The organism is Serratia oryzae (assembly GCF_001976145.1).
Taxonomy (GTDB): Bacteria; Pseudomonadota; Gammaproteobacteria; order Enterobacterales; family Enterobacteriaceae; genus Chania; species Chania oryzae.
Genome location: NZ_MOXD01000010.1, coordinates 201 through 18,202 on the forward strand (window position 1 = coordinate 201; position 18,002 = coordinate 18,202).

The 18,002-nt window shown below is 54.7% G+C and carries 15 protein-coding genes and 1 other annotated feature; of the genes, 5 read left to right on the forward strand and 10 right to left on the reverse strand.

Going from position 1 to position 18,002, the window contains the following annotated elements; all coding sequences use genetic code 11:
* Positions 1–372 precede the first annotated feature (372 nt).
* From clpB to rluD, 3 genes are all read right to left on the reverse strand, one after another.
* Positions 373–2,946 (reverse strand): ATP-dependent chaperone ClpB, encoded by a 2,574-nt coding sequence (gene clpB / locus BMI79_RS17070; protein ID WP_076943306.1) that lies wholly within the window; start codon positions 2,944–2,946, stop codon positions 373–375.
* Positions 2,947–3,076: 130 nt separating this feature from the next.
* Positions 3,077–3,808, reverse strand: a complete 732-nt coding sequence (gene yfiH / locus BMI79_RS17075; protein WP_076943307.1) for a purine nucleoside phosphorylase YfiH — start codon at positions 3,806–3,808, stop codon at positions 3,077–3,079.
* A complete protein-coding gene (gene rluD / locus BMI79_RS17080; protein WP_076943308.1) occupies positions 3,808–4,785 on the reverse strand; it encodes a 23S rRNA pseudouridine(1911/1915/1917) synthase RluD in 978 nt (325 codons plus the stop codon). The genes yfiH and rluD overlap by 1 nt, the downstream gene beginning before the upstream one ends.
* 133 nt (positions 4,786–4,918) lie before the next feature.
* On the opposite strand from rluD, the gene bamD reads away from it, so the two are divergent.
* The 4 genes from bamD to pheA all read left to right on the forward strand — a co-directional run bounded on the left by bamD (position 4,919) and on the right by pheA (position 7,858).
* Entirely contained in the window at positions 4,919–5,650 is a 732-nt protein-coding gene (gene bamD, locus BMI79_RS17090) for an outer membrane protein assembly factor BamD (protein ID WP_076943309.1), read from the forward strand.
* Positions 5,651–5,942: 292 nt separating this feature from the next.
* Complete coding sequence (raiA, locus tag BMI79_RS17095; RefSeq protein ID WP_076943310.1) at positions 5,943–6,281, forward strand: ribosome-associated translation inhibitor RaiA; 339 nt, start codon at positions 5,943–5,945, stop codon at positions 6,279–6,281.
* Between the two features lie 126 nt (positions 6,282–6,407).
* Positions 6,408–6,534, forward strand: a sequence feature (Phe leader region).
* Positions 6,409–6,456: a hypothetical protein gene (locus tag BMI79_RS24120; protein WP_197062210.1), complete on the forward strand. Its 48-nt coding sequence runs from the start codon at positions 6,409–6,411 to the stop codon at positions 6,454–6,456. It overlaps the preceding feature by 48 nt.
* Before the next feature lie 166 nt (positions 6,535–6,700).
* Positions 6,701–7,858, forward strand: coding sequence for a bifunctional chorismate mutase/prephenate dehydratase (gene pheA / locus BMI79_RS17100; protein WP_076943311.1), 1,158 nt, complete (start codon positions 6,701–6,703; stop codon positions 7,856–7,858).
* Positions 7,859–7,931: 73 nt separating this feature from the next.
* On the opposite strand, the gene gcvP is transcribed toward pheA, so the two are convergent.
* The 7 genes from gcvP to BMI79_RS17135 all read right to left on the reverse strand — a co-directional run bounded on the left by gcvP (position 7,932) and on the right by BMI79_RS17135 (position 17,338).
* Entirely contained in the window at positions 7,932–10,811 is a 2,880-nt protein-coding gene (gene gcvP / locus BMI79_RS17105) for an aminomethyl-transferring glycine dehydrogenase (protein ID WP_076943312.1), read from the reverse strand.
* Positions 10,812–10,902: 91 nt separating this feature from the next.
* On the reverse strand, positions 10,903–11,289 hold the full coding sequence (gene gcvH / locus BMI79_RS17110; protein WP_076943313.1) for a glycine cleavage system protein GcvH: 387 nt from the start codon (positions 11,287–11,289) through the stop codon (positions 10,903–10,905).
* 29 nt (positions 11,290–11,318) lie between these two features.
* Positions 11,319–12,416: a glycine cleavage system aminomethyltransferase GcvT gene (gene gcvT, locus BMI79_RS17115; RefSeq protein ID WP_076943314.1), complete on the reverse strand. Its 1,098-nt coding sequence runs from the start codon at positions 12,414–12,416 to the stop codon at positions 11,319–11,321.
* Positions 12,417–12,958: 542 nt separating this feature from the next.
* On the reverse strand, positions 12,959–14,161 hold the full coding sequence (gene ubiI, locus BMI79_RS17120; RefSeq protein ID WP_076943315.1) for an FAD-dependent 2-octaprenylphenol hydroxylase: 1,203 nt from the start codon (positions 14,159–14,161) through the stop codon (positions 12,959–12,961).
* Positions 14,162–14,206: 45 nt separating this feature from the next.
* A complete protein-coding gene (gene ubiH / locus BMI79_RS17125; protein ID WP_076943316.1) occupies positions 14,207–15,385 on the reverse strand; it encodes a 2-octaprenyl-6-methoxyphenyl hydroxylase in 1,179 nt (392 codons plus the stop codon).
* A 1-nt stretch (position 15,386) separates the two neighbouring features.
* Entirely contained in the window at positions 15,387–16,700 is a 1,314-nt protein-coding gene (gene pepP, locus BMI79_RS17130; RefSeq protein ID WP_076943317.1) for a Xaa-Pro aminopeptidase, read from the reverse strand.
* 59 nt (positions 16,701–16,759) lie between these two features.
* Positions 16,760–17,338 (reverse strand): YecA/YgfB family protein, encoded by a 579-nt coding sequence (locus tag BMI79_RS17135; RefSeq protein WP_076943471.1) that lies wholly within the window; start codon positions 17,336–17,338, stop codon positions 16,760–16,762.
* 308 nt (positions 17,339–17,646) lie between these two features.
* On the opposite strand from BMI79_RS17135, the gene zapA reads away from it, so the two are divergent.
* The gene (gene zapA / locus BMI79_RS17140; RefSeq protein WP_021179791.1) at positions 17,647–17,976 is read left to right on the forward strand and encodes a cell division protein ZapA; all 330 of its coding nucleotides are present in this window, start codon (positions 17,647–17,649) and stop codon (positions 17,974–17,976) included.
* The last annotated feature ends 26 nt before the right edge of the window (positions 17,977–18,002 follow it).

The window sequence follows — 18,002 nt, forward strand, 5'->3', positions numbered from 1 at the left end:
GTTACCGGTATGTTTCTCGGTAACGCGGGAGGCAGATAATACGCTTTCCCGCTGAAGAGTCAACCTTTTTTCTCTGTTGAGAACGGTGTTTTCACCGGGTTGGTTCTTCCTGGCTGGGCGACCTTGTCAGTCGTTGTTCCCGGTCAGTGGAGGCGCATTATAGGGAGTTCCGCGCCGGCCGCAACCCCTAAATTCAAAAAATGCCTCAAGCGTTCAAAAAACAGACAAAAACATCCTTTGAGGGTGTTTATTAGCCAGAAAGAGACCGCTTTTAGCGATCTGAACCAAGAAAAGGCACCAACTAAGCTAAACAAAAAGAAAGGGGGCGGTTCATACAGCACCGCCCCCCTTTGCTACAAACACTGACAACACTTACTGCTTGGCAACAATATGCTCGTTTTCCACATCCAGCGTCACAGGTTTGCCCGGTATCAGTTTCCCAGAGAGGATTTGCTGCGCCAGCGGGTTTTCGATTTCCTGCTGGATAGCACGCTTCAGTGGTCGAGCGCCATAAACCGGGTCGTAACCGGTTTTACCCAACAGCTCCAACGCTGGCTCAGTGATACTCACCTCATAACCACGCTCTTCCAGACGTTTGTATAGGCGAGCCAACTGAATCTTGGCAATCGCTGCAATATGTTTCTGGCCCAGTGGATGGAACACCACCACCTCATCAATACGGTTGATGAATTCCGGGCGGAAATGATGGCTCACCATCTCCATAACCGATTCTTTCATCTGCGCATAGTTCATCTGGCCAAAATGTTCCTGAATCAGATCGGAACCTAGGTTAGAGGTCATGATTACCACGGTGTTGCGGAAATCGACGGTGCGCCCTTGCCCATCCGTCAAGCGCCCGTCATCCAACACCTGCAATAGAATGTTGAACACATCGGGATGTGCTTTTTCCACTTCATCGAGCAGAATCACCGAATAAGGCCGACGGCGTACCGCTTCCGTTAAATAGCCGCCCTCTTCGTAACCGACATAACCTGGAGGTGCCCCAACCAACCTTGAGACGGAGTGCTTCTCCATAAACTCGGACATGTCGATACGCACCATGGCGTCATCACTGTCGAACAGGAATGAAGCCAGCGCTTTACACAGTTCCGTTTTACCTACCCCCGTTGGGCCAAGGAACAGGAATGAGCCGATCGGCCGGTTCGGATCGGAAAGCCCCGCCCGGCTACGACGAATGGCATTAGATACTGCAACCACGGCTTCGTCCTGCCCAATCACGCGCGAATGCAGCTCTTGCTCAAGACGCAACAGTTTGTCACGCTCACCTTCCAGCATTCTGGCGACCGGAATACCGGTAGCTTTTGCCAATACTTCGGCAATCTCCGCATCGGTAACACGGTTACGCAGCAGCTTCATGGTCTTGCCTTCAGCCTGTGTCGCAGCAGCGAGCTGTTTTTCCAGTTCCGGAATTTTGCCGTACTGCAACTCAGACATGCGGGCAAGATCGCCCAAACGGCGGGCCTGCTCCAGGCTGATTTTGGCCTGCTCAAGCTCAGCTTTGATATTCTGCGTACCGGAAAGCGAGGCTTTCTCCGCTTTCCACTCTTCTTCCAGTTCAGAATATTCACGCTCTTTCTGCTCGAGTTCACTGCTCAGCATCTCCAGGCGTTTTTTACTGGCATCATCAGATTCTTTATTCAGCGCCTGCTGTTCCAGCTTCAACTGGATGATACGGCGCTCCAGACGATCGAGCGATTCAGGTTTGGAGTCCATCTGCATACGAATGCTGGATGCTGCTTCATCGATCAGGTCAATGGCTTTATCCGGCAACTGGCGATCGGAAATATAACGATGCGACAAGGTCGCCGCTGCCACAATCGCCGGATCGGTAATCTGCACATGGTGATGCAGTTCATAGCGCTCTTTCAATCCACGCAAAATGGCGATGGTATCTTCGACCGTCGGTTCTGCCACATAGACTTTCTGGAAGCGGCGCTCAAGCGCGGCATCCTTTTCTATATACTGACGATACTCATTCAGCGTGGTGGCACCCACACAGTGCAGCTCCCCACGGGCCAGCGCTGGCTTGAGCATGTTGCCCGCATCCATCGCGCCGTCGGCCTTACCGGCACCGACCATCGTGTGCAGTTCGTCGATGAACAGAATGACGCTGCCTTCCTGCTTGGAGAGATCGCTCAACACCCCTTTCAGGCGTTCTTCAAACTCACCGCGATATTTTGCCCCGGCAATCAACGCGCCCATATCCAAAGAAAGTACACGCTTATGCTTGAGCCCTTCCGGCACTTCGCCATTAATGATGCGCTGCGCCAAGCCTTCGACAATCGCCGTCTTACCGACGCCCGGTTCACCGATCAGAACAGGGTTATTTTTGGTACGGCGCTGTAATACCTGAATGGTACGACGGATTTCTTCATCGCGGCCGATGACCGGGTCAAGTTTACCCTGCTCGGCACGCTCGGTGAGATCGATGGTGTATTTCTTCAATGCCTGACGCTGATCTTCCGCACCTTGATCATCCACGCTGTCACCACCTCGCATTTGTTCAATGGCTTTGGAGAGTTTATCCGCCGTTGCGCCAGCCGCTTTCAGCAGATCGGTCAACGTACCGCGATCTTCAAGCACCGCCAGAACAAACAGCTCGGAAGAAATAAATTTGTCTGCGCGTTTTTGCGCCAGTTTGTCGCACAGGTTGAGCACGCGCACCAGTTCGTGTGACGGTTGAACGTCACCACCAGTCCCTTCAACCTGCGGCAGACGGGTTAACGCCTGATCGATCTCGCTGCGCACACGCCCGGCGTCGATCCCGGCAGAAGTTAACAATGGGCGAACCGTTCCTCCCTCCTGATTGAGCAATGCGCTCATCAGATGTAACGGTTCGATAAATTGATTGTCGCGCCCTAGGGCCAAAGATTGGGCATCGGCGAGGGCAAGCTGGAACTTGTTGGTAAGACGATCCAGACGCATAACACCTCCAATATAGTGCAGAATTGCTACAGGAGATTAAATGAGGTCATCCCTCAAATTTTCAAGGTTATTCTGGCACTATATTATCAGTACAACGTCATGCATCTGTGGATCGTCCTAGGGCAGTAGGTTATCTCACCCAGATCAAACTTGCCAGACGTCCGGTTACTCCATCGCGCCGATAGGAGAAAAAATGACTCATTTCGCTCACGGTACATCGATTTCCACCGTAAATGGCGAAAATACCCGCACGCTGAAGGCGCTGGCGTGCCAAAAGATAGATATCGGCGAGAAATTTATCGCCATGGGGAGTAAATGCTGAAGCCGCCGCAGTATCTGCGGCAATAAACGCCGCGCGCACTTCTGCCCCCACTTCAAACTGCTGTGGGCCGATGGCCGGGCCAAGCCAGGCCGTGATTTTCCCCGGCACAGCGACAAAGTGTTCTATCGTGCGCTCTAAGATGCCATTACAGAGCCCACGCCAGCCCGCATGAGCGGCGGCCACTTCATCACCAGCCTGTGAAGCAAACAGCACCGGCAGGCAATCCGCCGTCATCACCGCACACACCTGCCCAGCCACCCGGCTGTAAACCGCATCGGCACGCAAATCATCCGGCGTTCGCCCGTCCAACGTCAGGACTCGAGTTCCGTGCACTTGCTCTAGCCACAGCGGCATCTGCGGTAAACCCGCTCCTACCATCAGCCGTTGACGGTTATCAGCCACTGCCTGGGCATCGTCACCCACGTGAGCCCCCAGATTCAATGAATCGTAAGGCGGTAGGCTGATCCCCCCATGACGGGTGGTACTGCAGGCCTTTACGCCTGCAGGTATCGGCCAATCGGGCAAAATGAGCGCGTCCATTACCAATCCATTTGGTCTTTGAATTCTTCGGTATCCGCTTTCAGCGCCTCGATCAGCTCAACCATATCCTGCGGCAATGGCGCATGCCATTCCATCTGGATACCGCTGATGGGGTGATACAAACGCAGCATCGTGGCGTGCAATGCCTGGCGATCAAACCCACGCAGGGTGTTGATGAATGCCTCTGATGCCCCTTTTGGCGGGCGCGGACGGCCACCATACAGCGGGTCACCCACCAGCGGGTGGTTGATGTGTGACATATGCACACGGATCTGGTGAGTTCTGCCGGTTTCCAGGCGCAGGCGCAGGCGGGTATGCGCACGGAAATGTTCCATAATGCGGTAGTGCGTTACCGCCGGTTTCCCCATCGGGTGCACGGCCATATGGGTACGTTTGGTGGAATGGCGCGCGATCGGCTCTTCCACCGTGCCCCCCGCGGTCATGGTGCCAATCGCCACCGCTTCATATTCCCGGGTGATGTCACGCGCCTGCAGTGCTTCTACCAGGCGGGTTTGCGCCGGGACGGTTTTCGCTACCACCATCAGGCCGGTGGTATCTTTATCCAGGCGGTGCACAATACCGGCACGCGGCACATCGGCAATTTCCGGGTAATGATGCAGTAACGCATTGAGCACCGTGCCATCCGGGTTACCGGCACCTGGGTGCACCACGAAATCGCGAGGTTTGTTGATCACCAGAATATCGGCGTCTTCATAGACGATATCTAATGTAATGTCCTGCGGTTCCCAACGGGCATCTTCTTCTATCTGTGCATCAATGGCGACCGTCTCTCCCCCCAGTACCTTCTCTTTCGGCTTGTTTACGGTTTTGCCATTGACCTGTACCCGATCTTCCAGGATCCAATCTTTTATGCGCGATCTGGAATAATCAGGGAACAATTCGGCCAAAGCCTGATCTAAACGTTGTCCGAGTTGAGTTTCGGCCACCGTTGCGGTGAGTTGTACTTGTTGTGCCATATGCAGCTTCTTTCGTTAACGTTGGGTTTTCACGGCGATGCCGTTTAATATAATGTGCTATTGTAACTGGTCTTTTGTCGGGAGCTTAACGGACAGTCTCCCGGAATAACACCCTGAGGATAATCAAAACGTCATGACGCGTATGAAATATCTGGTGGCGGCAGCCACGTTGAGCCTGGCGCTGGCTGGTTGCTCCACATCCAAGGATGCGGTTCCCGACAGCCCACCTTCGGAAATCTATGCTACTGCCCAGCAAAAACTGCAAGACGGTGACTTTAAGGGCGCGATTAAACAGCTTGAAGCGTTAGATAACCGCTATCCTTTCGGGCCGTACTCCCAGCAGGTCCAGTTGGATCTGATTTATGCCTACTATAAATCTGCCGATTTACCGTTGGCGCAGGCTTCTATCGATCGCTTTATGCGCTTGAACCCAACGCACCCGAACATTGATTACGTCATGTACATGCGCGGTTTGACGGATATGGCGTTGGATGACAGTGCGTTACAGGGCTTCTTCGGGGTTGACCGTTCTGACCGCGATCCGCAATATGCCCGCGCCGCATTCCGTGATTTCAGCCAGCTGCTTCAGCAGTATCCGAACAGCCAGTACGCCACTGACGCATACAAACGTCTGGTGTTCCTGAAAAACCGTCTGTCTAAGTATGAGCTTTCAGTGGCGGAATACTACACTAAACGCGGTGCTTACGTCGCGGTCGTTAATCGCGTTGAACAGATGATGCGTGAATTCCCGGACACTAAAGCGACCCGTGATGCGCTACCGCTGATGGAAAATGCCTATCGTCAACTGGAGTTGAATGCTCAGGCTGACAAAGTGGCGAAAATCATCGCTGCCAACCCGGCGTAACCTTTCAGGTAGTCACAGAAGTAAAAAACGGCAGCTTCGGCTGCCGTTTCCATTTGCGGTAAATCCACAAGCAAAAACACAATGTTAACAACCTTTTGCTGCTTGTTAACCTATCAATAATGCGCGTTCTGTCAGTAAGACTCAAGTGTTAGATAGCTGTTTCAGAGCCTAAATCACAGATTGCATTAACTTTGCAAAAAGTGACAAAAATACGTGATTTCTCTCACCCATTTCAGCAAAAAGCGAGTTATGCTGAACATATCCAAGACGGAAAGACAAAGAGGTAAGTTATATGACAATCAACATTACCAGCAAACACATGGATATCACCCCCGCAATCCGTAGTCACGTCGAAGACCGTCTCACCAAACTGGATAAATGGCAGGCTCAACTGATTAACCCGCATATTGTTTTATCCAAAGAACCTAAAGGGTTTGCCGTAGACGCAACCATTACCACCCCTAACGGCCCGCTGGTTGCCAGCGCAAAACATGAAGACATGTACACCGCCGTTAATGACCTGATCGCCAAACTTGAGCGTCAGCTGAACAAAGTGCAGCACAAGAGCGAAGCGCGCCGCGCATACGCTAGTGTGAAAGACATTGCTCCGGAAGTGATCCCGGAAGAGTAATCGCCTTTTCATGGTTGTTTTTCATCAAACGCGCCCTCGGGCGCGTTTTTTGATTACCGGTTTTTATTGACACAGAGAAAAGCCAGCGGTTACCTTAAAACCTGATGCATAGCGATTTTGGACAACAATGACTCGTAAACCGTTTTTCTTCGCATTCTTTTTTACCTTCCCCTGATTGGGAGGCGTTTCGTCGTGTGATAAAGAATGCGAAGACGAACAACCAAGCCTCCTGAAAACAGGGGGCTTTTTTTATGGCTATTTAACGACTTTACCCAAAATAATTCGCGTTGCCTGTAGGCGGCAACTGAGTGAAACCCTAGGGGCATAGATAAGCTCTGTGACTAGGGTGAACGAAGGCAGCCAACCCCCAAGCAGCTTGAAGTATGAAGGGTATATAAGAACACAAGGCAAAGCTGATTATGACTGACAACCCGTTACTCGTGCTGCGCGAACGCATCAGCGCACTGGATCTGAAACTGCTGGCACTGCTGGCAGAGCGTCGTGAGCTGGCGGTGGAGGTGGGCAAAACCAAGCTGCACTCACACCGGCCAATCCGCGATAAAGAACGTGAACGCGACCTGCTGGATGCGCTGATTAGCGCCGCCAAACCTTATGACCTTGACGGTTTTTACGTCACCCGCCTGTTTCAGCTCATCATTGAAGACTCTGTGCTCACGCAACAGGCCCTGTTACAGCATCAGCTTAACCAAATCAGCCAGCACTCTGCGCGCGTTGCTTTCCTCGGCCCCAAAGGGTCTTACTCGCACCTTGCGGCACGCCAATACGGCGCTCGCCACTTCGATCAACTCATCGAATGCGGCTGCCAGAAATTCCAGGATATCTTTACCCAAGTTGAAACCGGCCAGGCGGATTACGCCATTCTGCCAATCGAAAACACCAGCTCTGGTTCAATCAACGATGTGTACGACCTGCTGCAGCACACCAGTCTGTCGATCGTCGGGGAACTCACGTTACCGATCGATCACTGCGTACTGGTTGCTGGCGCAACCGATCTGAACCAGATCGAGATCGTTTACAGCCATCCACAACCTTTCCAGCAGTGCAGCCAGTTTATTAATCGTTATCCACATTGGAAGATCGAATATTGCGAAAGCACCGCTGCCGCCATGGAAAAAGTGGCTAAACTGAATTCACCAAAGGCGGCGGCATTGGGCAGCGAAGCCGGTGGTGCGCTGTACCAACTGCAGGTCCTTGAGCACAATCTGGCTAACCAGCAGCAGAACATTACCCGGTTCATCGTGCTGGCACGCAAAGCGATCGAAGTCTCAGAACAGGTTCCCGCCAAAACTACGCTGATCATGGCCACCGGCCAACAGTCAGGTGCACTGGTAGAAGCTTTGTTGGTGCTGCGTGACAACGGCATCATCATGACCAAGCTGGAATCACGCCCGATCAACGGCAACCCGTGGGAAGAGATGTTTTATATTGATGTACAGGCCAACCTGCGCTCTGAATCCATGCAGAAAGCCTTGAAAGATCTGACGCCAATCACCCGTTCATTGAAGGTGCTAGGGTGCTATCCGAGCGAAAATGTGGTGCCGGTAAACCCATCTTAAGACCAAAAATTCCAGGTATAAAAAAACCCCCGCATCATGCGGGGGCCCTTAGTCAAAAACCTGGCTGATTGTGTTACTGGTATTCGCTCATCGGTACGCAAGAACAGAACAGATTACGATCGCCATAAACATCATCAAGGCGTTTCACGCTCGGCCAGTACTTGTTTTCACGCACACCCGCCACCGGGAATACCGCCAGTTCACGGCTGTAAGCATGCTGCCAGTCGCTGACCAGTTCGGCCTGAATATGCGGCGCATTCACCAGTGGGTTATCGTCCAACGGCCATTCGCCTTTGTGCACCCGGTCGATCTCGCTGCGAATCGCCAGCATCGCGTCAATAAAGCGATCGAGCTCTGCTTTGCTTTCCGACTCGGTCGGTTCCACCATCAGCGTCCCCGCGACCGGGAACGACATGGTAGGCGCATGGAAACCGTAATCGATCAGGCGTTTGGCGATATCCATTTCGCTGATGCCGGTCTGCTCTTTTAACGGACGGATATCGAGAATACATTCGTGCGCCACGCGATGATCGCGGCCAGTATACAGCACCGGATAAGCCTCTTTCAGGCGGGTTGCGATGTAGTTGGCATTCAGGATCGCCACCTGGCTGGCCTGCTTCAGGCCTTCCGCCCCCATCATGCGGATATACATCCAACTGATAGGGAGGATAGAAGCACTGCCGAACGGCGCAGCAGACACCGCGCCCTGCTGTGTGGTCACACCGTCGATCTGCACCACGCTGTGGCCCGGAACGAAGGGGGCCAAATGCGCTTTAACGCCGATGGGCCCCATACCTGGGCCACCACCGCCGTGTGGAATACAGAAGGTTTTATGCAGGTTAAGGTGCGACACATCGGCACCGATGTAGCCCGGCGTAGTAATGCCCACCTGAGCGTTCATATTGGCACCGTCGAGATACACCTGACCGCCGAACTGATGCACAATCTGGCACACTTCACGGATGGTTTCTTCATACACGCCGTGAGTTGACGGGTAGGTCACCATGATGCACGAGAGCTCATCCCCGGCCAGCTCCGCCTTCATTCGCAGATCGTGCAGATCGATGTTGCCGTTCTTATCGCAGGCCACCACCACCACGCTCATGCCCGCCATCTGGGCAGAGGCCGGGTTGGTGCCGTGTGCGGAACTTGGGATCAGGCAGATATGACGGCCCGCTTCGTTGCGGCTTTCGTGATAACGGCGGATCGCCAGCAAACCGGCATATTCACCCTGGGCACCGGAGTTGGGCTGCATGCATACCGCATCATAGCCGGTCAGTTGCACCAGCCATTGCGTGAGTTGGCCAATCATCTGCTGATAACCAGCGGCCTGCTCTGGCGGGCAGAACGGATGCAGTTCAGCAAATTCAGGCCAGGTGATCGGGATCATTTCCGCCGCGGCATTCAGCTTCATGGTGCAGGAGCCGAGCGGGATCATCGCCTGATTCAGCGCCAAATCTTTGCGCTCCAGGCGATGCATGTAGCGCATCATCTCGGTTTCGCTGTGGTAACGGTTGAATACCGGATGAGTAAGGATCGGATCTTTACGCAGCATCGCCGCCGGGATTGATGCGCTACCGTTGCTGACTGCCGCGTCCAACGCATCGATATCCAACCCATGGTTATCCCCCGCCAGCACGGCAAACAGCGCCTGCACGTCTTCGCGCGAAGTGGCTTCGTCCAGCGTGATGCCCACTGCACCGTGAATATCGGTGCGCAGGTTAATACCGAAGCTTAATGCTCGCTCCAGCACTGCGGCTTTGTCTTTCACTTCCACGGTCAGAGTATCGAACCAGGTTTTATGGCGCAGTGGCAAGCCCGCCTGTTGCAGGCCTGCGGCCAGAATATCGGTCAGGCGGTGGATGCGCCCGGCGATACGCTGTAGCCCCTGTGGGCCATGGTACACCGCATACAGGCTGGCGATATTGGCCAGCAGCACCTGCGAAGTACAGATATTCGAGTTCGCCTTCTCACGGCGGATATGTTGCTCACGGGTCTGCATCGCCATGCGCAGCGCGGTATTACCGGCTGCGTCACGGGAAACACCAATGATCCGGCCCGGCATTGAGCGTTTGAATTCGTCACGGCAGGCGAAGAACGCCGCGTGTGGGCCACCATAGCCCATCGGCACGCCAAAACGCTGTGCGGAACCAAACACCACGTCTGCGCCCTGTTTGCCCGGAGCAGTCAACAGCACCAGCGCCATGATATCGGCCGCCATGCTGGTAATGATTTTACGGTTCTTCAGTTCAGCCAGCAAAACGCTGTAATCGTGCAGTTCCCCGGTGGTGCCCACCTGCTGCAGCAGCACGCCGAACACGCCTTGCAGCTCCAGCACTTTCGCAGGTTTATCGACGATCACTTCAAAACCGAAGGTTTCGGCACGGGTGCGCACCACGTCCAGCGTTTGCGGATGTACATCGTCGGCCACAAAGAAACGGTTAGCGTCCTTCAGCTTGCTGGCGCGCTTGGCCAATGCCATCGCTTCTGCGGCGGCGGTGGCTTCATCAAGTAGTGAGGCAGAAGCCAGGTCCAGCCCGGTCAGATCGAGCGTCACGGTCTGGAAATTGAGCAGCGCCTCGAGGCGGCCCTGCGATACTTCTGGCTGATAAGGAGTATAAGCGGTGTACCAGCCCGGGTTTTCCAGCATATTGCGCAGGATCACCGGCGGCGTCAGCACCGCGCTGTAGCCCATACCGATGTAGGATTTATAACGCTGATTTTGCGCCGCAATCGCCTTCAGTTCGGCCAATGCCTGATGTTCAGTAACCGCATCCCCCACCGGCGGTGGCCCAGGCAGTTGAATATCTGCCGGCACAATCTGTTGGATAAGCGCGCTGAGCGTGCGTGCCCCCACCACGTCCAGCATCTGCTGCTGTTGCTGCGCAGAAGGGCCGATATGGCGTTCAATAAACGCTTCGCTGTGTTCAAGTTGGCTGAGTGTCTGGGTCATTGCTACAAATTCCTGAATGCTTGCGAGGTACGGGATAGAGCCTGAACTGCAAAACGCCCCGCTGTGAGTCACATGCGGGGCGTTGAACTGATTACTCGTCGATGGAGGCTTGGTATGCATCAGCATCTAGCAGGCTATCTAGCTCTGCTTCGTCAGATGCCTTGATACGGAACAACCAGCCATCGCCATACGGCTCGCTGTTAACCATCTCTGGAGAGGCATCCAGCTCACCGTTGACGGCAATGATTTCACCGCTGATTGGCGCATAAATATCGGAAGCTGCCTTCACGGACTCTGCAACGGCGCAGTCATCACCGGCAGAAACGGTCGTGCCGACTTCCGGCAGATCGACAAAGACCATGTCACCCAGCAATTCCTGTGCGTGTTCGGTAATACCCACCACATATTCGCCATTACCTTCATCACGCACCCACTCATGGGATGCGGCGTATTTCAGTTCTGATGGCACATTACTCATTAGCCTGCTACTCCTTCGAAAAATAAAAACTAATTGATCACCGATTTACCAGCGCGCACAAAACCGGGCTTAGTCACTTTTACTGGCATTTCCCGGTTGCGGATCTGTACCACCGCCTGCTCGCCGATACCGGCAGGCACGCGCGCCAGCGCAATACTAAAACCCAGGGTTGGTGAGAAAGAGCCGCTGGTGATCACCCCTTCATGCACCCGCCCGGTTGCATCGGTGAAACGCACCGGCAACTCATTACGTAATACGCCTTTTTCCGTCATGATCAAGCCGACCAGTTGTTCCGTGCCCTTTTCACGCTGCTGTTCCAACGCCTCACGGCCAATAAATGGGCGATCCTGCGGTTCCCAGGCGATGGTCCAGCCCATATTGGCCGCCAGCGGTGAAACCCCCTCGTCCATTTCCTGCCCGTACAGGTTCATACCGGCTTCCAGGCGCAGGGTATCGCGCGCCCCCAGCCCGGCGGGCTTAACGCCTGCGGCCAGCAGTTGCTGCCAGAAGCTGGCCGCCTGCTGTTTTGGCAGAGCAATTTCATAGCCTGCTTCACCGGTGTAACCGGTGGTGGCGATAAACAGATCCCCGGCCTGCACACCAAAGAAGGGTTTCATGCCCTCTACTGCCTGCTTTTGTTGCGGGGTAAATAAGGTGGCGGCGCGTTCTTTGGCCTGCGGGCCTTGCACCGCGATCAGCGCCAGATCGTCACGCACCGTCAGTTCGACGCCGTAGGGCAGAGCATGCTGTTCGATCCAGGCTAAGTCTTTGTCGCGCGTGGCGGAATTCACCACCAGGCGGAAATAGTCTTCGGTAAAGAAGTAAACGATCAGATCGTCAATCACGCCGCCGGACGCATTCAGCATGCCGCTGTACAGTGCTTTACCGGGTTGAGTGAGCTTGGCGACATCGTTCGCCAGCAGGTAGCGCAGGAATTCACGGGTGCGGGCACCGTGCAGATCCACGATGGTCATGTGGGAAACATCAAACATGCCCGCATCCTGGCGCACGTTGTGGTGCTCATCAAGCTGAGAACCGTAATGCAGCGGCATCATCCAGTCATGAAAATCGACCATGCGCGCACCGCACGCCAGGTGCTGATCGTACAGTGGGGTTTGCTTTGCCATCTTTTCCCTCTTTCCACTCAAAAAGCCGAAGACAGGGTGTTGCTACGCAATAAGGCAGTGTGGCTCGTGGAACATCTCACGGGCCTGATTACGCGGCGCACGCTGACTGCTCAATACACATTACCGTGCTGGCATAGCTCGTAAACCAACACAGCGCAAACGATACCTTTACCTTGAACTTACCACTGAACGGGGGCGTTAACCATAAGTTAAAATATACCCAACCGCACTCAAGCGTAGTCAATTGCCGCGCTAGTGTGCAGAGTTTTTCACTGGAAAAATGCGCCTAAAGGCACAAAATTAACAATTGAAGCGGAAAACATCCGAAATTATATAACAAAAAAGCGGTTAGCCGGGCGCTTTCGGCTTTTCAACGCCAGCCATGAAATTAGAAAAAGTAATGATTAAAACCAACTGGAATTAGAATTTCTCAAATGAAGGGTGGGATAAGAAAAAACGATGGCGGCCTCAATCGGCAAGTTTTGATACGAGGAAATAAAGGAGAAACTGAAGAGGCCAGCACACTGGCCTCGGTATAAAGGTTATAGCAACCACTCAGGCAAGTCGTTCAACCCCATCGCCTGACGCACCAACTTAGGCTTCACGCCCGGCAGGCTATCTGCCAAGCGCAGGCCGACGTCGCGCAGCAGTTTTTTGGCTGGGTTGTTGCCGGCAAACAGCTCGCGGAACCCCTGCATGCTGGCCAGCATCACCGCCGCTCCATGCTTGCGGCGGCGCTCATAGCGGCGCAGATACAGGTGCTGGCCGAGATCTTTGCCCTGACGCTGCAAGCGTTTCAGTTCAGATATCAGTTCGGCTGCGTCCATAAAGCCCAGATTCACCCCTTGCCCAGCCAGTGGATGCACGGTATGCGCCGCATCCCCCACCAGCGCCAGACGATGGGCGGCAAAGCTGCGGGCATAACGCCCGGTGAGTGGGAAGGTCAGGCGTTCACTTTCCAACTGGCAGTTGCCCAAGCGCATATCGAAAGTCATCGCCAATGCGCGATTAAAGGCCACTGGTTCCAGTTGCTTCAGCCTTTCAGCTTCTTCCGGTGCCACCGACCAGACGATGGAGCTTAAATGCGGATCGTTAAATGGCAGGAAAGCCAGAATGCCGTCACCGTGGAAAATCTGGCGTGCCGTCGCTAAATGCGGTTCTTCGGTGCGAATAGTCGCCACCAGCGCGCTGTGGCGATAATCCCAGAAGGTCAGCGGAATATCAGCGTGCTGGCGCAGCCAGGAATTGGCACCGTCGGCCCCCACCACCAGGCGAGCGGTCAACATGCGGCCATCTTCCAGCGTGATAAAGGCATCATTCTCGCCCCACGCCACCTGTTTCAGCGCCGCTGGTGCGATCAACGTGACGTCGGCCAAGGTTTGCGCCTTTTTCCATAGCGCCTGCTGGATCACGTCATTTTCAATAATATGGCCCAAATGGCTGAAACCATATTCGTCGCCGCGAAAGGCGATCTTGCCGAAACTGTCCCGATCCCACACTTCCATCGCGTTATATGGGCTAGCGCGCAGATTGAGAATGTCATCCCACACGCCAATCTGTTGCAGCAAGCGTTCGCTGGCAGCGTTAATGGCGGAGACGCGCAGCGCCGGTTGTGCCTGCAACGGCGAGTTTTCCGGCTGCCGCTGTTCCAGCACCGCCACGCGCAGGCCGCTGCCCTGCAAGCCGCAGGCCAACGCCAATCCCACCATACCGCCACCGGCGATAATCACATCAAATGATTGCATGCTGCTTGAATTCCTTAAATTAGCGGACGTCCCAAAAAGGGATATTTAGCGCTCAACCCAGCCTAAAGTACGTTTGGCAAAAGCATCACGCACTGCCGGTAACTGCTCCATCGCCATCAGCCCCAGATTACGCCCGGCAACCAACGGCGCATAGTCGTTGGCAAACAGGCGGATCAAACCGTCGGTCACGCCGATCGTCGCCTGCTGATCCTGTTGCCGCCTTTGCTGGTAGCAGCTCAAGAGCGCATAAGCCCCTAGATCTTCACCAGCCTGTGCCGCTTCAGCCAGCGTTTCTGCCAGCGACATCACATCGCGCAGGCCCAAGTTAAAGCCCTGCCCGGCGATCGGGTGCAACGTCTGTGCCGCATTCCCCACCAGCGCCAAACGGTGGCTGACATGCTGATTCGCCGTCAGCAGGCTGAGGGGGTAACTGTGGCGCTTGCCTGCTTTCAGCATCTTGCCCAGCCGCCAGCCGAATGCCTGCTGTAATTCAGCGAGAAAACGCGCGTCATCCCAGCGATCCACCTGCGCACGATCTTCTTTGGCGTGGCACCACACCAGCGAGCTACGCCCTTGTGACATCGGCAGCAACGCCAATGGCCCGAAGCGGGTAAAACGCTCAAAGGCTCGGCCCTGCGGCGCTTGCGAGGTGGTGACATTGGCGATGGTCGCAAACTGCGGGTAATCACGTTGCTGCCACTGCACATTACAGGCCTGCGCCAATGCCGAGCGCGAGCCGTCCGCGGCAACCAGCAGTTGCCCGCTCAAGCGCCGCCCATTGTCTAACTGCACTTCCGCCTGAGTCAGCGTACGCAACACATCAACCACTTTGGCCGGGCAATGCAGCGTAACGCCGGGGGCTTTCGCCAGCAGCGCAAACAACCGCTGCCCAGCATCGTGCAACTCAATCACCTGCCCTAACGCATCAACCCGATAATCCTGCGCATAGAGATTCACAAACCCAGCATGGCCGCGATCGCTGACATGTACATGAGTAATCGGCGTGGCGCAATCGCGCAACGCAGGCCAGATGCCGATGCGCGCCAACTGCTGACAGGTTCCCTGCGCCAGAGCGATGGCTCGGGCGTCGAAACCAGGGTGTGTACGATCGTCAGGCCGCGTTGCCTCAACCAGATCGACCGCCACCTTGCCTTGAGTCAGGGATGAAATCGCCAGCGCCAGCGTTGCACCCGCCATCCCACCGCCAACAATAATGATGCTCATGCTATCTGGCCGCCGCCATCAGGGCTTCGATCGCATCGGCGTCCTTCACCACGCTGGCGGTGAGATTCTCATTGCCGTCTTGGGTAATCAGGATGTCATCTTCAATACGGATACCGATACCACGGTACTCCTGCGGCACGTCGGCATCTGGCGCGATATACAGACCAGGCTCGACCGTCAGCACCATGCCCGGCTCCAGAATGCGGTCACGGCTTGGGGAGCCGTAGTGACCAACGTCATGCACATCCAGCCCCAGCCAGTGGCTCAGGCCATGCATAAAGAACGGGCGATGCGCCTGCTCGGCAACCAGATGCTCTACCTCGCCCTTCAGCACGCCCAAATCAACCAGGCCAGCGATCATAATGCGCACCACCTGATCGTTCACCTCACGGATGCTGATCCCCGGTTTGAACATCTCTAAAGCACGGTTGATCGACGCCAGCACAATGTCATATACCGCACGCTGCGGTTTGCTGAATTTGCCGTTTACCGGGAAAGTACGAGTGATATCACCGGCGTAGCCACGATATTCACAGCCAGCGTCGATCAGCACCAGATCGCCGTCGCGCATTTCGCATTCGTTCTCGGTGTAATGCAGGATACAGCCATTCTCACCGCTGCCGACGATGGTATTGTAAGAAGGGTAACGCGCGCCGAGGCGGCCGAATTCGTGCAGAATTTCCGCTTCCAGTTGGTATTCAAACATTCCGGGGCGGCACTTTTCCATGGCGCGGGTGTGGGCCAGTGCGCTGATCTCACCGGCGCGGCGCATCACGGCCAGTTCTTCCGGCGATTTAAACAGGCGCATTTCATGCAGCCACGGGCGGTAATCGGTCACGCTCGCCGGGGCTTGCAGGTTCTGGCGGAAGCCTTTGCGTAGTTTATCCAACGCTGCAAACAGGATCTCATCCGCATAAGCGTATTGCCCCTGCGCGTGGTACACCACGTCGAGGCCGTTAAGCAACAGGTGCAACTGATCATTGATCTCGTTAAATGCCAAGGCGCGATCCACGCCCAGTTTCGCCGGCGCGGCCTCTTGCCCGAGGCGGCGGCCAAACCAGATTTCCGCCGTCAGATCCCGTACCCGGTTGAACAGGACGCTGTGATTATGGGTCTCATCGCTTTTCACCAGAATCAACGCGGCTTCCGGCTCATTAAAACCGGTCAGATACCAGAAATCACTGTTCTGGCGATAGGGGTATTCAGAGTCTGCACTGCGTGTCGCTTCCGGGGCGGCGAAAATAACCGCTGCACTGCCCGGTGCCATTTTCGCCAACAGCGCCTGACGGCGGTTGTGAAATTCCTGCTGAGTCATTCACCTTCTCCTGAAATCGGTTGAGCTGTGCTGATGAACAGCCGCGCAGAACTGCGCAATCAATGTAATGTCGGTTTGTTAACTTCCGGTGCCGTCGGCTTGTGACGGGTAAACTCGGTATGGCAGAGGATGGCGACGACGCGCACATATTCCACCACTTCTACCAACGACTGCTCCAACTCTTCCTGATCTTCGTCTTCGTCGTAGCCCAGTTGAGCGATGTTGCGCAGATCGTCGATCGCCTCACCCACTTCATCTTTCACCTGCGCCAGTTTTGGCTGCATCATGCCCAATCCCAGCAAGAAATGGTTCACCCATCCCGCCAGTGCGTCAGCACGCTCAAACACGCTGACCGTGTCACCTTCCGGCATCAGCAACTGGAACATAAACTCATCGTCTTCCAGCGTATCGCGAGTCGCTTCATGCAGTTGCTGTAACGGCACACCCAGCGTCTGCGGGAAAGCCACACCTTCGTTGGTCAGTTCAAACACCAGCATCTGCCAACTGGCATCGCGGTTGCCACCGCACAGCAGGCCGCTGATCAGGCCATGCATTTCTGCGGCCGTTAAGGCTACCGACTGCTGGTTGAGAGCAACGGTCAAAGATTGGTAACTTGGAAATGTATTCTGTATGGACATGCGCATTCGTCGTCGTTGGCAGGATAAGTTCGTGTTATGCTACCACCAAGGTCCGTCGCTATACCAGTTGAGCACAACACCTCAGTGGCGCGTTATAGTCGTGGCGTTTTAACCTATCGACCAGGCAAAATGGCGGTAAGTACGCATTTTGAAACCCTTTTTTGTCTGGTAATGTTGAGCGCTATCGATTAAAACCGGTACTGAAAAAGTGTTGTATCTTGGTACCGAGATATATATAGTGGCGCCCGCTTTGAGTTGCACGGCACAAGCTGGCCGGAGCTGGCGCGAAATTTAGGCAGGAAGGTGGCATGTCTGCACAACCGGTAGATATTCAAATTTTTGGCCGTTCGTTAAGAGTCAATTGCCCGCCAGAACAACAAGATGCGTTGAACATGGCAGCAGAAGATCTTAACCAGCGGTTGCAAGATCTCAAAGTTCGCACTAGAGTCACAAATACAGAGCAACTCGTTTTCATCGCAGCATTGAACGTCTGTCACGAACTTGCTCAAGAACGCTTGAAAACGCGTGACTATGCGGCCAATATGGAACAAAGAATTCGTATGCTGCAACAGACCATTGAACAGGCACTGCTTGAACAGGGTCGCATCTCTGAACGTCAGGATGCACAATTCGAATAACTTAAGTTGCTGAAGTTGAAGGTTTC

What these genes read in the sequence shown, in the direction of transcription:
- clpB (WP_076943306.1), bottom strand. Translation starts at nt 2,946, where the DNA reads ATGCGTCTGGATCGTCTTACCAACAAGTTCCAGCTTGCCCTCGCCGAT.
- yfiH (WP_076943307.1), bottom strand. Translation starts at nt 3,808, where the DNA reads ATGGACGCGCTCATTTTGCCCGATTGGCCGATACCTGCAGGCGTAAAG.
- rluD (WP_076943308.1), bottom strand. Translation starts at nt 4,785, where the DNA reads ATGGCACAACAAGTACAACTCACCGCAACGGTGGCCGAAACTCAACTC.
- bamD (WP_076943309.1), top strand. Translation starts at nt 4,919, where the DNA reads ATGACGCGTATGAAATATCTGGTGGCGGCAGCCACGTTGAGCCTGGCG.
- raiA (WP_076943310.1), top strand. Translation starts at nt 5,943, where the DNA reads ATGACAATCAACATTACCAGCAAACACATGGATATCACCCCCGCAATC.
- pheA (WP_076943311.1), top strand. Translation starts at nt 6,701, where the DNA reads ATGACTGACAACCCGTTACTCGTGCTGCGCGAACGCATCAGCGCACTG.
- gcvP (WP_076943312.1), bottom strand. Translation starts at nt 10,811, where the DNA reads ATGACCCAGACACTCAGCCAACTTGAACACAGCGAAGCGTTTATTGAA.
- gcvH (WP_076943313.1), bottom strand. Translation starts at nt 11,289, where the DNA reads ATGAGTAATGTGCCATCAGAACTGAAATACGCCGCATCCCATGAGTGG.
- gcvT (WP_076943314.1), bottom strand. Translation starts at nt 12,416, where the DNA reads ATGGCAAAGCAAACCCCACTGTACGATCAGCACCTGGCGTGCGGTGCG.
- ubiI (WP_076943315.1), bottom strand. Translation starts at nt 14,161, where the DNA reads ATGCAATCATTTGATGTGATTATCGCCGGTGGCGGTATGGTGGGATTG.
- ubiH (WP_076943316.1), bottom strand. Translation starts at nt 15,385, where the DNA reads ATGAGCATCATTATTGTTGGCGGTGGGATGGCGGGTGCAACGCTGGCG.
- pepP (WP_076943317.1), bottom strand. Translation starts at nt 16,700, where the DNA reads ATGACTCAGCAGGAATTTCACAACCGCCGTCAGGCGCTGTTGGCGAAA.
- BMI79_RS17135 (WP_076943471.1), bottom strand. Translation starts at nt 17,338, where the DNA reads ATGTCCATACAGAATACATTTCCAAGTTACCAATCTTTGACCGTTGCT.
- zapA (WP_021179791.1), top strand. Translation starts at nt 17,647, where the DNA reads ATGTCTGCACAACCGGTAGATATTCAAATTTTTGGCCGTTCGTTAAGA.